The following is a 15,190-nucleotide window of genomic DNA, read 5'->3' as shown; positions in this document are numbered from 1 at the left end:
CCGTACGGACAAGGTCTCCCCAAGTACCGCCCGCAGCAGCGATCCTGGCGATCACCTTCCACCTCCCCAGGAGGCACACGCATGGTGTTCCACAGCGCGTACGAGCCCGTTCCCACCGTCTCCCTCCCCATCCACGACGCCGTCCTCGGGCGCGCCGCCGAGTGGGGGGACACGCCCGCCCTGATCGACGGGGCCGGGGAGCTCGGCCTCACGTACGGGCAGGTCGACACGTTCCATCGGCGGGTCGCCGCCGGGCTCGCCGAGGCCGGGGTGCGGAAGGGGGACGTGCTCGCCCTGCACAGTCCCAACACCGTGCTCTTCCCCATCGCCTTCTACGCCGCCACGCGCGCAGGGGCCTCCGTCACCACCGTGCACCCGCTCGCCACGCCCGAGGAGTTCGCCAAGCAGCTCCGCGACTCGTCCGCGCGGTGGATCGTGACCGTGTCCCCGCTGCTCGCCTCCGCCCGCGCGGCCGCCGAACTCGCCGGCGGGATCGAGGAGATCTTCGTCTGCGACCGGGCCGAGGCGGGGGACGGGGCCCGGTCGCTCCAGGACTTCCTCGGGTCCACCGGGCCCGTCCCCGCCGTCGACATCGACCCCGACCAGGACGTCGCCGCCCTCCCGTACTCCTCCGGCACCACCGGCGTGCCCAAGGGCGTCATGCTCACCCACGCCTCCATCGCCACCAACCTGGCGCAGCTGGAGCCCGTCATCCCCATGGGACCGGGCGACCGCATCCTCGCCGTCCTTCCCTTCTTCCACATCTACGGGCTCACCGCCCTCATGAACGCCCCCCTCCGCTCCGGCGCCACCGTCGTCGTCCTGCCCCGCTTCGACCTCGACACCTTCCTCGGCGCCATCCAGACCCACCGCATCAACGGCCTGTACGTGGCCCCGCCGATCGTTCTCGCCCTCGCCAAGCACCCGGCCGTCGCCGACTACGACCTGTCCTCCCTGGAGTACATCGTCAGCGCCGCCGCCCCCCTCGACGCCGCCCTCGCCGAGGCCTGCTCCGCCCGGCTCGGTCTCCCTCCGGTCAGCCAGGCGTACGGCATGACGGAGCTGTCGCCCGGCACCCACGTCGTCCCGCTCGACGCCCCGACACCCCCGCCCGGCACCGTCGGCAGGCTCCTGCCCTCCACCGAGATGCGGATCCTCTCCCTCGACGACCCCGCCAAGGACGCCGCGCCCGGCGAGGAGGGCGAGATCGCCATCCGCGGACCCCAGGTGATGAAGGGCTACCTCGGCCGCCCCGACGCCACCGCCGACATGATCGACGCCGACGGATGGGTCCACACCGGCGACATCGGGCGCGTCGACGACGACGGCTGGCTCTTCGTCGTCGACCGCGTCAAGGAGCTGATCAAGTACAAGGGCTTCCAGGTCGCCCCCGCCGAACTCGAAGCGCTCCTCCTCACCCACGAGGGCGTCGCCGACGCCGCCGTCATCGGCGTCACCGACGCCGACGGCACCGAGATCCCCAAGGCCTTCGTCGTCCGCCAGCCCGCCGCGCCCGGCCTCACCGCCGAGGAGGTCATCGCGCACGTCGCCGCGCGTGTCTCCCCGTACAAGAAGGTCCGCGCCGTGGAGTTCATCGACACCGTCCCCCGGGCAGCGTCCGGGAAGATCCTCCGAAGGGAACTGAGGGACCGCGCATGACTCTGCCCCTGATCGACGTCACCGAGGAGCGGGGCATCACCACCCTCGCCCTGAACTCCCCGGACACCCGCAACGCGCTCTCCGCCCCGCTCGTCACCGAGCTCGCCGACGCGCTCACCACCTGCGGCAAGGACCCGGCCGTACGGGCGGTCGTCCTCACCCACACCGGCTCCACGTTCAGCGCGGGCGCCGACCTGAAGGCGCCACCCAGCCCGTACGCCTTCGTCGACCTGCTCCGGCAGATCGTCGAGCTGCCGAAACCCGTCGTCGCCCACGTCACCCCCGGCAGCCACACCCGCGCCGGCGGCCTCGGCCTGCTCGGCGCGGCCGACATCGTGGTGGCGGGCGAGGGCGCGGACTTCGCGCTCACGGAGGTACGGATCGGGGTCGCGCCCGCCGTCATCTCCCTCACCCTGCTCCCCAGGCTGGAACCCCGCGCGGCCGCCCGGTACTACCTGACGGGCGAGCGGTTCGGCGTCCCCGAGGCGGTCGCCATGGGCCTCGTGACCGCCCCCGACCAGGAGAAGGACCGCATCCTCGACGCCCTCCGCGCCGCCTCCCCGCAGGGCCTGCGGGAGGCGAAACGACTGGTCACCGCTAGAGTCCTGGAGACCTTCGAACGCGACGCGGAGGACCTGGTGCAGAGGGCGGCCACGCTCTTCGCCTCCGCCGAGGCGCGCGAGGGGATGACGGCCTTCCTCGAACGACGGGACCCCGCATGGCGGCTCTGACCGCGCCCAAGCCCGACCGGAACCCCAAGCAGGACCGCAGCCGCGCCACCCGGCAGCGGCTGCTCGAAGCCGCCGTGTCCTGCCTCGCCGAGCACGGCTGGGCGGGCTCCACGGTCGCCGTCGTCGCCGAACGCGCCGGCGTCTCCCGGGGCGCCGCCCAGCACCACTTCCCCACCCGCGAGGACCTGTTCACCGCCGCCGTCGAGTACGTCGCGGAGGAACGCTCACAGGCCCTGCGGGCGGTCCGCACGGACGACCGCGAACGGGCCGTCGCCGCCCTCGTCGGCCTCTACACCGGGCCCCTCTTCCGGGCCGCGCTCCACCTGTGGGTCGCCGCCTCCGGCGAGGAGCAGCTCCGCGAGCGGGTCACCGAGCTGGAGGCCCGCGTCGGCCGCGAGTCCCACCGCATCGCCGTCGAGGTCCTGGGCGCCGACGAGTCCCGCCCCGGCGTCCGCGAGACCGTCCAGGGCCTCCTGGACATGGCCCGCGGCCTGGGCCTCGCCACCCTCCTGACGGACGACCGCGCCCGCCGGGAACGCGTGGTGTCCCAGTGGGCGCGGCTGGTGAGCGAGGCGCTCAGCGACTAGAGCGGTCAGACGCCCGGGATCTCCCGCGCCCGGAAGGCGTCCCGCACGGCCGCCGCGGCCTGCGTCCCGTACATCTTCTGCGCGGTCGCGACCGTCGTCAGGGCCGCGTCCTTGAAGCTGGTGTCGGCGGCGAAGCCGAACTGCGCGTTCACGATGATCCGGTCCGCCGTGCGGGCACCGAGCTTGTTCCGGATGTCGAAGAGGGCGCGGGACCAGATCTCGCCGTCCGCGTGGACCTCGCCCGCCCGGTCCGCGTAGGTCTTGGTGCCGTCGATCCGGCGCAGGCAGTGCGGGGCCGCGCTGTAGCCGGTGGAGTCCCAGTCGGCGACGCAGGCCAGGTCGGCCTTCATCGGCCAGCCGTACTTGCCGACCGCGTTCGAGCCGACCTCCACGGCCAGGTAGTCGCCGAAGGCCTCACCGATCGCGCCGGCCTCCGCGGAGGTGCCGAAACCGGGCACCTGGGCGTTGTGCACCGCGTGACCGTACTCGTGGACGATCACCTCGGCGTCCTCGGCGTCGTCCACGCCGCCCTTGCCGAAGCGGATCTCGGCCTTCTTGTCGGTGAAGAAGGAGTTGTCGGCGCCCCACTGGTTGAGGCGGACCGGCTGCACCCGGTCGTTCGCCCCGCGCAGCTCGGTGCCGAAGCCGAGGCCCTGCAGGTACTCCTGCGCCTCGTTGACCCAGAAGTACGCCATGACCTGCTCGAACTCGTCGTCCGAGCGGTCGTACGCGGCGGCGTCGGCGGCCTTCGCGGGGTTGCCGGTCTCCGAGCGGACGGCCGCCCACTTGCCGGACAGGGCGCCGCTCGCGTCGAGGTTGCGCAGGGTGGCGGTGGCGTACGCGGAGGCGGGGACGTCGCTCACCGCGTCCTTGTGGTCGGTGAGGGACTGGTCGCCCGAGGACTGGACCGGGTTCACCATGAAGACGCGGGCCTGCGGCGCGGTGGCGGCGGAGGCCCCCGCGGACGGGAGCAGCGCCGCGGTGGCCGTGGCCACGGTGACGGCGGCCGCGGCGGCCAGGCCACGAGAGGTGCGGCGGGTCATGGACATCCTCCTGCGATGGGATGCGGTGACGGGAAGCTTGGCGTGTACTGAACACGCAATGGCGGCGATCTTCGCGCAAGCCCGCCACTTTGAACAGACTTTGAGCCATCCCGGGACAGGACGTGACGGGGACCACAGTCGCCCGCTCACCACCGCAGTACGCTGACTCCATGCCTCTGCTCGTACGCCGTCGCCACGTGGACTACGTCCGCGTCACGAGCATGGGCTGTCGCCGCTCCGCCTGACCTCCGGGGTACCACTCCACACCCCCGCGGTCCCTCGTCCGAGCACCAAGCCGACCGGCACCCGTGGCCCCTGCCCCACCCTTGGCGGCCGCCCCGGGCACCCGTATACCCCGCGGATGCATACACATGACGAACAGCTCGTACTCCTCGCAGCTCCCCATCGTCGACCTCTCGGCGGCAGACCGAGACCCCCAGGCCCGGAAGCTGCTCCACGCGCAGCTCCACTCCGCCGCCCACGACGTGGGTTTCTTCCAGCTCATCGGGCACGGCGTCACCCAGGCCGAGACGCAGGCCCTGACCTCGGCCATGCACGCCTTCTTCGCCCTGCCCGAGGCCGACCGGCTCGCCCTCGACAACATCAACTCGCCGCACTTCCGCGGATACACGCGCATCGGCGACGAGCGCACCGCCGGCGCCCGCGACTGGCGCGACCAGCTCGACATCGGCGCCGAGCGGCCCGCGCGCGAACCGGCACCCTGGGAAGCCCCGTACTGGTGGCTCGAAGGCCCCAACCAGTGGCCCGCCGCCCTCCCCGAGCTCCGCACGGCCGCCCTGCACTGGATCGACCGCCTCAGCGGCGTCGCCGAGCGCCTCCTGCACGAGCTGCTCGCCTCCATCGGCGCGCCCGAGGACTTCTACGACGACATCTTCGGCCCGCGCGCCCACCCGCACCTCAAGCTGGTGCGCTACCCGGGCAGCAGCGGCGAGGGCGACGACCAGGGCGTCGGCGCGCACAAGGACTACGGCTTCCTCACCCTGCTGCTCCAGGACCAGGTCGGCGGGCTCCAGGTGCAGCGCGAGGACGGCGAGTTCCACGACGTGCCGCCGCTGCCCGGCGCGTTCGTCGTGAACCTGGGGGAGCTCCTGGAGGTCGCCACGAACGGCTACCTGATCGCCACGAACCACCGCGTGGTCTCGCCGCCCGGAGCGACGGAACGATTCTCCGTGCCGTTCTTCTACAACCCGCGCCTGGACGCCCGGATCGCCCCGCTGGAGTTCCCGTTCGCGGACCGGGCGCCCGGCGTCACGGCCGACCCGGCGAACCCGCTGTTCGCCGAGTACGGCCGCAACGAACTGAAGGGCAAGCTCCGCGCCCACCCGCTGACGACGGCCCGCCACCACGCGGACCTGCTGCTCGCACACGAGCACCAGGCCCAGCTGGTCTGACGGCCTCAGCCGGAGATGTCGGCGTAGCCCTCGATCTCGCGCGGGTCCCGCTGGCCGGGACCCGTGTAGCGGGCCGACGGGCGCACGAGGCGGCCGGTGCGCTTCTGCTCCAGGATGTGGGCGGACCAGCCGGCCGTACGCGCGCACGTGAACATCGACGTGAACATGTGCGCCGGGACCTCCGCGAAGTCCAGGACGATCGCCGCCCAGAACTCGACGTTCGTCGCGAGGACCCGGTCGGGGCGGCGGTTGTGCAGCTCGTCCAGGGCGGCCTTCTCCAGCGCGGCGGCCACCTCGTACCGAGGGGCGTCCAGCTCCTTGGCGGTACGGCGGAGCACGCGCGCGCGGGGGTCCTCGGCGCGGTAGACGCGGTGGCCGAAGCCCATGAGGCGCTCGCCCTTGTCGAGGGCCTGCTTCACGTACGCGGTGGCGTCGCCGGTCCGCTCGATCTCCTCGATCATGCCGAGGACGCGGGAGGGCGCGCCGCCGTGCAGCGGGCCGGACATGGCGCCGACGGCACCGGAGAGGGAAGCGGCGACGTCCGCCCCGGTCGAGGCGATGACACGCGCGGTGAAGGTCGACGCGTTCATGCCGTGCTCGGCGGCCGAGGTCCAGTAGGCGTCGACGGCCTTGACGTGCTTCGGGTCGGGCTCGCCGCGCCAGCGGATCATGAAGCGCTCGACGACGGACTCGGCCTTGTCGATCTCGCCCTGCGGGACCATCGGGAGGCCCTGGCCGCGCGCGGACTGCGCGACGTACGAGAGGGCCATGACGGCCGCGCGGGCGAGGTCGTCGCGGGCCTGCTCGGCGGAGATGTCCAGGAGCGGTTTGAGGCCCCACACGGGGGCGAGCATCGCGAGCGCGGACTGCACGTCGACGCGGATGTCACCGGAGTGGACGGGGATCGGGAAGGGCTCGGCTGCCGGCAGGCCGGGGTTGAACGCGCCGTCGACGAGGAGACCCCAGACGTTCCCGAAGGAGACGTGACCGACGAGGTCCTCGATGTCGACCCCGCGGTAGCGGAGGGCGCCGCCCTCCTTGTCGGGTTCGGCGATCTCCGTCTCGAACGCGACGACTCCCTCGAGCCCGGGTACGAAGTCGGACATCAGGCGGCTCCTCTATCGATGATCGATCAACCAGGTTGGTCGATGGTGGGGAATCAACAGTCATCCAGCGGAAGAGTCTGTACGGTTCCGATGATGCGGGGAAGCGTGACATCCGGCACACTGCGCCGATCCGGGCGGAGAGGATTAGCGCCCGGCGGTGCCGGGCAGACTGGGGCGCTGCGGCAGGATGACCCTGTGACCGACGCCCTGGATCCCGCCGACATGCGCGAGCAGTACCGCACCCTGGAGCTGTCCGCGGCCGACCTCGCGCCCGAACCCATCGGACAGTTCGCACGCTGGTTCAAGGAGACCGCCGCGAACCCGGCGATCCACGAGCCGAACGCGATGATCGTCTCGACAGCGACCGCCGAAGGCCGCCCGTCGTCCCGCACGGTCCTCCTGAAGCACTACGACGAGGCCGGTTTCGTCTTCTTCACCAACTACGAGTCCCGCAAGGGAAGGGAACTCTCGGCGAACCCGTACGCCTCGCTGCTCTTCCCCTGGCACCCGCTGGCCCGCCAGGTCATCGTCACCGGCCGCGCGGTCCACGTCGGCCGCGACGAGACGGTCGCGTACTTCCGCACCCGCCCGCACGGCTCCCAGCTCGGCGCCTGGGCGAGCCCCCAGTCCCAGGTCATCGCCTCCCGGTCGGACCTCCTGGCCCGCTACGACGAACTGGCCGCCCGCTACCCGGACCAGGAACAGGTCCCGGTCCCCCCGTCCTGGGGCGGCATCCGCGTCGTCCCCGAGACGGTCGAATTCTGGCAGGGCCACGAAAACCGCCTGCACGACCGCCTCCGCTACGTCCACGAGGACGACGGGACGTGGCGGGTGGAGCGACTGGCGCCGTGACCCTCAGAATGCGTAGGAGCTCCACCACACGGGGTCCTGCTGGACCTCCCTCACGGCTGCGTAGAGCACCTGGTGGTACTCGGTGAACCGCTGCGCTTCGAGCGCCGCTCGCAACGCGTTCGCCGCCTTCTCCGAGCCGGCTCCGCCGAGCCGGTCGTCCAGGAAGGACGCGCTCGCTCGCCCACGTGTCCTGAAACGCAGACGACCCGTGGGTCTGGTCCCGTCCGCCTAGGTTCGGACAGGAGCCGGCCGGACTTACCGGCGACCCACGGGTCGGGTGACTGCGTTGTTCTTCGGCAGTTCGGCCTGCCGAGGTGCACAGAGTGCGACGGCAGGCCTCAGCCCGCAGTCACCTCGCTGGTCCGGTAAGAAATCACTTCCGGATCACCTCCTTTCATGCGTGGCTCACACGTTACGAACCCCGCTCAGGGCGCTCAACCGATTTATTTCGGCGAGTGCGGCTTCGCTGCGCCAGGAGTACGTGAATCCGTCGGCCCGCTGGAGCAGGCGCAGGTTCTCGTGGGACGCGTTGAACCGCCCGAGGGGCGTGGCGACGCTGTGCCGCCCCGTACTGCGGACCGAGACCCGACCGGTCCAGACACCTGTCCAGCGGCCTTTCCGGACGGCGGCCCGCACGAGAATCGCCGCTGGCGAAACCCTGGTGCCGCTTCTGACGAGGGCGCAGCAGACGAGGAAAGCCGTAGCGGTCCGGTGTGGTGCGGGCGTACGAACCGCGGCCCGTGGACGCGAAGACGTACACGGAGGTCGCATGACGGACGATCGCGTCGTCCGTTCCAGTGCCCAGTGGCCCCACACACAGCGCGTCGAGCGTGTGAGATTTCGCCAGGCCCGTGGCAGCGCGATTCACCGAGGTCACGGCCGCCGGCCAGCTGTGCACGGGCAGACCCGTTCCCTGAAGCAGCAGGATGAGCCGTGCTCGGGTCGCGTTCATGGCGGCCGAGTCGCCGAGGGGGGACCGCAGCTGGCTCAGGACGGCGGCCAGGCGTTCGGGCCGATGGGCCAGGAACTCCTCGACGGGACGGGCTGCCTTGGCCTGATTGCAGGGCAGGCACGCGAGGAGCAGGTTGGCAGGGCGGTCGGTGCCACCGCGGGCGCGGGCCCGGACGTGGTCGACGTTGAGCGGAACGCCGGACGCTCCGCAGTAGGCGCAGCTCTCCCGCGACCGTACGCGTGAGCGGGCGCGGCCATGAGGTGTCCCTCCTCCCTCCGCCGCGCTCAGAGAGGGGATGTCGAAGGAGTTCTCCTCGACGTGGATCCCGACGACAGGGGCGTACCGGCACAGCCGGGCGACGACCGAGAGGACCGAGTCGGCCCGGTGTCGCAGAGACGGCGCGAGCCAGCCAGGCCGCCGGGCCCGGTTGGCGAAACGGGCAGGCCGGTATCGGAGCCCAGCCGATCGTCGTCTGCGCCGGTACCCGGCACGGCGCACCATCGCCTGGTGGATCTGTGGCCCACGGTGCCGCAGTTCGATCGCCACCAGCCCCCGGCGGACCGTGGGGGCACGGCCATCAGGGGACGACTGCCTCCGCGTCTCTGTGAGTGCGAGGCCGGTGCCGCGGGAACCCGGGTCGATCCGCAGCTCGACACCCGGGACCTCGGCGTCGGCGCGTCTGCGGTCCTTCAGCCGGATGGTGAAGGGCGTGTGGCGTGCCACGGCCGCCCGCCCACGGGCCAGCAGTGCGCGTGCGCGGGCCGGATGGCACGGCATGAGGGGCTGCCCGTCCTGGGAGAGGACGAACACGCGATGGCTACCCCTTCCGGTCCGCGCCTGTGGGGCGTCACCGCCCCTGTTCTCTGCCTGTTCGGCGTGACGCCGACGAGCCCGGGTGCCGCGCCCGTCGGTCTCCCCTCGCCCATGTCCCCGGCCGGTGCCTCGCGTGTCCGCGAGGTGTCCGCGAGCCGTTTCGTCCCTGCTCCCAGGGGTGTCTGCGCTCGCGGATTCCAGAGCAGGCTGCTGAGGAAGCACAGCCTGGTGGGTCTTCCGGCCTGCCGGGAACGTAGTCATCGAAGGCACCCGCTTCCGATCCGACGATCATGATGACTGGGGCTGGTCACTCCGATTCCGCGTGGGAGTCCGGCATGCGCCGGGGAGCGAGTGACCTCACGAATCCGTGTGATCAGCGTAGGGAGGCGCACCAGCGAATCTCCGCGTGAAGCCATCCGTGTGATATGGGTCACATCCCATTCGTCGGGCGGGGTGGCTTGCCGGAGAAGGCTCCGCGATCCGTGCTTCTGATGCGACGAATCCCGCGAAGGTGATGTGCTCTGGGTCACGTTCCAGTTGAATGGTCGCAGTATGGGGGGTGCCTGGATGAGTGCATTCACGGGGGCCACGAGCGATGACGTGTCCGTCCCGGGCGCGGGGGCCGATCTGCTGGCCGCGTTGCTCGACGGGATGGACGCGGCGCTCTGCGCGTTCGACGCCGACGGGACGGTCACGCACTGGAACCGGGAGGCCGAGCGGATTCTCGGCTGGTCCGCCGGGGAGGCCGTCGGGCGGCGCGGGTTCGAGGGGTGGGCGGCGCGGAGCGCGGACGCCGAGGAGACCCTGGGCCGGCTGATGGGGGCCATGAAGGGGCCCGGGCGGCAGGTCCACGAGTTCGTGCTCCTGCGGAAGGACGGCGGGCGGGTCCTCGTGCGGAGCCAGGCCGCCGGGGTGCGGGGCGCCGACGGCACCCCCGCCGGGGTGTACTGCGCGTTCAGCGAGGTCCACGTCCAGCTCGACCTGGAGCGGTCGGTCGCCCTCAGCGAGGCGCTGTTCGAGGACGCCTCCTGGGGCGTCGTGCTCGTCGACGCCGATCTGCGTCCCGCCGTCATCAACGGTCACGCCGCCCGCGCCTTCGGGACCGGCCGTACGGCCCTGCTCGGGCGGCCCCTCGGGGACGTCGTCGTGCACGGCGCGGAGGAGCTGGAGGGCGCCCTCCAGCACGTCCTGGCCGAGGGCACCCCGCCCGCGCCCGCCGAGGTGTGGGTGACGCTCAGGACCTCCTCGGGGGAGCGGCGCCGGTGCTGGCGCAGCGGCTTCCTGCGGCTCTCGTCGCCGATGGCGGAGGAGCCCGTGCCGCTGGGTGTCGCCTGGCTGTTCCAGGACGTCACGGAGGAGCGGCTCGCGGCGCGCGAGGCGGACCGGCTGCGGTTCCGGTGGAGCCAGCTGCACCGGGCGGGCGCGGCGGCCGCGGAGTGCGAGGACCCGGCGGAGGCGGCGACGGTCCTGCTGGACTTCGCCCTGGCCGGGTTCGCCGACCACGCCCTGGTGGACCGTCCGGCGGGGGAGCGGCGCCTCACCCGGGCCCTGGCCACCCCGGCGGGCGGCGCCCCCGGCCCGTCCTCGCCGGTCGTGGGCGGCGGCATCCCGCTGCGGTACGGGCCGCGGCACCCGGCGCTCCAGGCCTGGGACCGGGTGGGCACGGTGCGGGCGAGCGCGGGCCGGACCGCCGAGGTGTGGGCGGATGCCCATCAGTGGCCGGGGGACGCGGCGCACGCCCTGTGCGTGATCCTGCGTTCCCGGGGCCGGACCCTCGGCGTCCTGACCTTCCTGCGGGCCGCCTGCCGGGCGGCCTTCGAGCGCGAGGACGTGGTGTACGCGGAGGCGGTGGCGTCCCGGGTGGCGGCGACGCTGGATCTCGGCGACCGGGACTAGGCGACCGGGACTAGGCGACCGGGACGAGGCGACCGGGACGAGGCGACGGGGCCCGGGGGACCCCGTACACCCACTTTTTTGTGGGTACTTGTCCGCTGTCCCGGGTCCGGGAGAGCCTGGTCACGGCCCGGACGGAGAGGGGAACGACAGGGCCTAGGAGGCGGCCCGCGCCGCCGTCAGCCGGTCGAGCCGGCGATGGCCCCAGTCCGACAACGGGCCGAGCAGTACGGAGAGTTCGAGCCCGAACTCCGTCAGCGAGTAGACGGTCTTCGGCGGCAGCACGTCGTGCACCTCGCGGTGCACGAGACCGTCCGTCTCCATCTCCCGCAGCGCCTGCGTCAGCACCTTCTCGCTGATCTCGGGGAGCCTGCGGCGCAGTTCACCGGGCCGGTGCGGGCCGGATTCCAGCAGCCACAGCAGCGACGTCTTCCACTTCCCGTCGATCACGGCGATCGCGGCGGTCACGCCGCAGACGTTCGTGTCCTGGGCCCGGAGGCGTGTCATGCGCGTCCCTCTCCTTCGTCAGTCACCTCTGTATCTCACGTATGTGCAAGGGAGTTCCGTCATGTCTTCTTCCGACGAGCAGTTTTCGGTCACCGTCCTCGGTCTCGGGCCGATGGGCCGGGCGCTGGCCGGTGCGTTCCTGGACGCCGGGGTGTGGACCACCGTGTGGAACCGCACCCCGGGCAAGGAGGGCGACCTCGGCGCGCGGGGCGCGGTCCTGGCCGCGAGCGCCGAGGAGGCGGTCGCGGCGAGTGCGCTCACGGTGATCTGCCTGGTCAACTACGACGCCACGGACTCCGTACTGCGGCAGCCGGCCGTCACGGACGCGCTCAAGGGCCGGACCGTCGTCAACCTGAGCGCCGACACCCCCGAGCGGGCCCGGGACACCGGCCGCTGGGCGGCGGAGCACGGTGTCGGCTACCTGGACGGCGCGATCATGACCCCGACGCCGGACATCGGGACGCCCGCCGGGGTGTTCCTGTACAGCGGACCCGAGCCGCTGTACCGCGAGCACCGGGCGGTGTTGGACGCGCTGCGCGGTGCCCACACCCACCTCGGCGAGGACATCGGCCGCGCCGCCGCGTACGACGTGGCGCTGCTCGACATCTTCTGGACGTCGATGACGGGGTACGTGCACGCCCTCGCGGTGGCCCGCGCGGAGGGGATCTCGGCGCGGGAGCTCGCGCCGTACGCCCAGGGCATCGGGGCGATCCTGCCGCCGCTGTTCCAGGAGTGGGCCGAGGACGTGGACGGCGGCTCGTACTCGGGCGAGGGCAATCCGCTGACCTCGGCCGTCTCGACGATGGGGCACGTCGTGCACGCCGCCGAGGGGCACGGCATCGACGCGAGCGTCATGCGCGCGGCCGAGGCGCTGGCGCTCCGGGCGGTGGACCGGGGGTACGGCGCGGACGGCTTCACGCGGGTGACGCAGGTCCTCGACCGCCACTGACGGGCAACGAAGAGGGGCCGGAACCTGCCGGGTTCCGGCATGGCGGGACCGGTGCGGCGGGACGACGATGGGCTCACTTTCTTGAACTCTGTGGGGGCCGTCATGGTGGCGTGGCTGATGGGTGTGTGCGTGCCTTTGGGCGTGCTGGCGATCGCGATGGGCGTGGCCGCGTTCCGTACGGGATGGATGATCCCCCCGGCGCGCCGGAGCGTCCGGCAGCCCCGGGTCTACGGCGTCGGCGCCGTACTGGTGGGCGTGGGCCTGCTCACCTCGGTGGTCACGTACTACGCACTCCACGTCGGTGCCGTCGAGCGCGACCCGTGGCTCGCCTTCATCGGGAACTTCCTGGAGCTCATCGGCATCGCCCAGATCGCGGCGAGCCGGCGGAGCCCGCGTCACGGGCGGGCCCCGCACCCGGCGGCCTAGTCCGTACGAGACTCGGCGCCGGTCCCGGCCTAGTCCGTACGGGACTCGGCGCCGGTCCGGCCCAGCGCCGGTCTGCCCCCGGCGCCGGGCCGGCCTAGCGCCGGTAGAAGATCCGGTCGCCGTACTCGCTCATCACGCGCCCGTTCCACTCGTGGCCGCCGTCGACGTTGCCGGAGCGCAGCAACGGCGGTTCGATGCCGAGGCGTACGAGTTCCTCGGCGGCGGCGGCCATCGTGGCCTGCATGAGGGCGCTGGTGACGACGGTGGAGGCGGGTGCGAAGGGCGCCTCGATGCCCTCGTGGGTGAGCTCCGCGTCCCCGATGGCGATCTTCGAGTCGAGGACGATGTCGCAGTGGTCCTTGAGGTACGTCCCCGAGACGTGCCGTGACTTCGTCTCCGTGGCGTACGCCACCGAGGTGACGCCGATGACGGTGAGGCCGAGCGCGCGGGCGTTCATGGCCATCTCCACGGGCAGTGCGTTGCGCCCGGAGAGGGAGATGATGATCAGGACGTCGCCGGCCTTGGCGGGGGAGGAGTCGAGGACCGCCCCGGCGAGGCCGTCGACGCGCTCCAGGGCGGAGCCGAGCGTGGCCGGCATGACGTCGACGCCGACGACGCCGGGGACGGCGAGCAGGTTCATCAGGGCGAGGCCGCCGGCCCGGTAGACGACGTCCTGGGCGGCGAGCGAGGAGTGTCCGGCGCCGAAGGCGAAGAGCCGGTTGCCGTTCGCGACGGCTTCGGCGATCGCGGCTCCGGCCGCGGCGATCTCGGCGGAGTCCCCGTCGCGCACCTGCTGGAGCAGGCCGATCGCGGCGTCGAAGAACTGTCCGGCCAGCTTGCTCTCGCCCATGGCGGCGGCTCCTTCTCGTCCTCGTGGTCGCCGATCACGGTGCGGTCTGGACCATTGCTCTGTCAATACCGCCTCACCCGGCGCGGCCCGGTTGTCGGTCCGATGCGCAAGAATTGGTGCAGGGCCAGCGCACGACTCATCGAGGGGCACGTATGTCCGGACTGATCGACACAACGGAGATGTATCTCCGCACCATCCTCGAGCTTGAGGAGGAGGGTGTGGTCCCGATGCGTGCCCGCATCGCCGAGCGGCTCGACCAGAGCGGCCCGACGGTGAGCCAGACAGTGGCCCGGATGGAGCGCGACGGCCTGGTGGCCGTGGCGAGCGACCGCCATCTGGAGCTCACGGACGAGGGCCGTCGTCTCGCCACCCGGGTGATGCGCAAGCACCGGCTCGCCGAGTGTCTGCTCGTGGACGTGATCGGCCTGGAGTGGGAGCAGGTCCACGCCGAGGCCTGCCGCTGGGAGCACGTGATGAGCGAGGCCGTGGAGCGGCGGGTCCTGGAGCTGCTGCGGCACCCGACGGAGTCGCCGTACGGGAACCCGATCCCGGGTCTGGAGGAGCTGGGCGAGAAGGCGGAGGCCGAGGCCTTCCTGGACGACTCGATGGTGTCCCTCGCCGACCTGGACGCGAGCGGCGGCAAGACGGTGATCGTGCGCCGGATCGGCGAGCCGATCCAGACGGACGCCCAGTTGATGTACACGCTGCGGAGGGCGGGCGTGCAGCCCGGCTCGGTGGTGTCGGTGTCGGAGTCGCCGGGCGGTGTCCTGGTGGGCAGCAGCGGCGAGGCGGCGGAGCTGGACGCGGAGGTCGCGGCGCACGTGTTCGTCGCGAAGCGCTGAGTCCGCGCGTCGTCCGTACGTGACGGGGGCGCCCCGCCGGTCCTGTGAGTGACCGGCGGGGCGCCCCGTCACGTATCAGAGGTACGGGGCGAGGACTCCCCACGGGCCGAGCGCGAGGATGCCGAGGGCGATGCCGGCCGGGTCCCGTTCTTCGGGCAGGGCGTTGTTCAGGGCGGTGAGGAAGGCGCTGGTGGCGTAGGCGTTGCCGCCCTCGATCCGGTGAGCATGACCAGATGGATCCCCGGTCCGGGGTGTTGGTTGTACGGGGCGGGGTCACGAACCCGTATCGGCTCGGCCTCGGCGGGTCAACGAACCGTCGCGCGCCCCGTTTTACGCCGGAATCGCCACGCCCACGCCCTTGCCGTGCCACGCTGGTGGGAGCGGGGCCTGGAGCGGGTGCGGGGGTGGGGCCATGAGGGCTACGGACGGCACGGGATCGCGGACCGCGGACGACAGAGGGCCCCGGCGCCTTCCGGCGCCGGGGCCTGTCCTCCCCTGTGCTGACCTGGAGCCCCGAGCTCTCAAGGTCATTCCCCTCGGACCGTTTTTCCCCGAGCGGTCCGCCTCC

General features: G+C 72.2%; 14 protein-coding genes. 9 read left to right on the top strand and 5 right to left on the bottom strand.

Features of this window, described 5'->3' with window-relative positions; all coding sequences use genetic code 11:
* Positions 1–81: 81 nt before the first annotated feature.
* From AC07AW_RS06105 to AC07AW_RS06095, 3 genes are read left to right on the top strand one after another with little or no spacing between them, the layout of a single operon-like run.
* Complete coding sequence (locus AC07AW_RS06105; RefSeq protein ID WP_478814251.1) at positions 82–1,659, top strand: AMP-binding protein; 1,578 nt, start codon at positions 82–84, stop codon at positions 1,657–1,659.
* Positions 1,656–2,390 (top strand): enoyl-CoA hydratase family protein, encoded by a 735-nt coding sequence (locus tag AC07AW_RS06100; protein WP_478814250.1) that lies wholly within the window; start codon positions 1,656–1,658, stop codon positions 2,388–2,390. Before AC07AW_RS06105 ends, AC07AW_RS06100 begins: the two co-directional genes overlap by 4 nt.
* On the top strand, positions 2,378–2,977 hold the full coding sequence (locus tag AC07AW_RS06095) for a TetR/AcrR family transcriptional regulator (protein WP_392151238.1): 600 nt from the start codon (positions 2,378–2,380) through the stop codon (positions 2,975–2,977). The genes AC07AW_RS06100 and AC07AW_RS06095 overlap by 13 nt, the downstream gene beginning before the upstream one ends.
* A 5-nt stretch (positions 2,978–2,982) precedes the next feature.
* Here the strand turns inward: AC07AW_RS06095 and AC07AW_RS06090 are convergent, their stop codons facing one another.
* On the bottom strand, positions 2,983–4,020 hold the full coding sequence (locus AC07AW_RS06090; RefSeq protein ID WP_478814249.1) for a M4 family metallopeptidase: 1,038 nt from the start codon (positions 4,018–4,020) through the stop codon (positions 2,983–2,985).
* Between the two features lie 371 nt (positions 4,021–4,391).
* Between AC07AW_RS06090 and AC07AW_RS06085 the strand changes: the two genes are divergently transcribed.
* The gene (locus tag AC07AW_RS06085) at positions 4,392–5,432 is read left to right on the top strand and encodes an isopenicillin N synthase family dioxygenase (RefSeq protein ID WP_478814248.1); all 1,041 of its coding nucleotides are present in this window, start codon (positions 4,392–4,394) and stop codon (positions 5,430–5,432) included.
* A 5-nt stretch (positions 5,433–5,437) separates the two neighbouring features.
* Here the strand turns inward: AC07AW_RS06085 and AC07AW_RS06080 are convergent, their stop codons facing one another.
* Entirely contained in the window at positions 5,438–6,538 is a 1,101-nt protein-coding gene (locus AC07AW_RS06080; RefSeq protein ID WP_478814247.1) for a citrate synthase 2, read from the bottom strand.
* Between the two features lie 195 nt (positions 6,539–6,733).
* On the opposite strand from AC07AW_RS06080, the gene pdxH reads away from it, so the two are divergent.
* Positions 6,734–7,390, top strand: a complete 657-nt coding sequence (pdxH, locus tag AC07AW_RS06075) for a pyridoxamine 5'-phosphate oxidase (RefSeq protein ID WP_478814246.1) — start codon at positions 6,734–6,736, stop codon at positions 7,388–7,390.
* A gap of 412 nt (positions 7,391–7,802) precedes the next feature.
* Here pdxH and iscB read toward each other — a convergent pair whose 3' ends face one another.
* A complete protein-coding gene (gene iscB / locus AC07AW_RS06070) occupies positions 7,803–9,119 on the bottom strand; it encodes an RNA-guided endonuclease IscB (protein WP_478814397.1) in 1,317 nt (438 codons plus the stop codon).
* 603 nt (positions 9,120–9,722) lie between these two features.
* Here iscB and AC07AW_RS06065 point away from each other — a divergent pair.
* A complete protein-coding gene (locus tag AC07AW_RS06065) occupies positions 9,723–11,051 on the top strand; it encodes a PAS domain-containing protein (RefSeq protein WP_478814245.1) in 1,329 nt (442 codons plus the stop codon).
* Between the two features lie 153 nt (positions 11,052–11,204).
* Here the strand turns inward: AC07AW_RS06065 and AC07AW_RS06060 are convergent, their stop codons facing one another.
* Positions 11,205–11,555, bottom strand: coding sequence for a winged helix-turn-helix transcriptional regulator (locus AC07AW_RS06060; protein WP_478814244.1), 351 nt, complete (start codon positions 11,553–11,555; stop codon positions 11,205–11,207).
* A gap of 61 nt (positions 11,556–11,616) precedes the next feature.
* On the opposite strand from AC07AW_RS06060, the gene AC07AW_RS06055 reads away from it, so the two are divergent.
* Both AC07AW_RS06055 and AC07AW_RS06050 read left to right on the top strand, forming a co-directional pair.
* Positions 11,617–12,504, top strand: coding sequence for an NAD(P)-dependent oxidoreductase (locus AC07AW_RS06055; RefSeq protein ID WP_478814243.1), 888 nt, complete (start codon positions 11,617–11,619; stop codon positions 12,502–12,504).
* Between the two features lie 81 nt (positions 12,505–12,585).
* Positions 12,586–12,930: a hypothetical protein gene (locus AC07AW_RS06050; protein WP_478814242.1), complete on the top strand. Its 345-nt coding sequence runs from the start codon at positions 12,586–12,588 to the stop codon at positions 12,928–12,930.
* A 94-nt stretch (positions 12,931–13,024) separates the two neighbouring features.
* Here the strand turns inward: AC07AW_RS06050 and AC07AW_RS06045 are convergent, their stop codons facing one another.
* Positions 13,025–13,780: an SIS domain-containing protein gene (locus AC07AW_RS06045; RefSeq protein WP_478814241.1), complete on the bottom strand. Its 756-nt coding sequence runs from the start codon at positions 13,778–13,780 to the stop codon at positions 13,025–13,027.
* 152 nt (positions 13,781–13,932) lie between these two features.
* Here AC07AW_RS06045 and AC07AW_RS06040 point away from each other — a divergent pair, with 152 nt between their 5' ends.
* The gene (locus AC07AW_RS06040; protein ID WP_362570237.1) at positions 13,933–14,622 is read left to right on the top strand and encodes an iron-dependent transcriptional repressor DtxR; all 690 of its coding nucleotides are present in this window, start codon (positions 13,933–13,935) and stop codon (positions 14,620–14,622) included.
* Positions 14,623–15,190: the final 568 nt, after the last annotated feature.

This window comes from Streptomyces sp. NPDC044003 (assembly GCF_056435185.1).
This window is presented reverse-complemented; position numbering and strand designations above follow the sequence as displayed.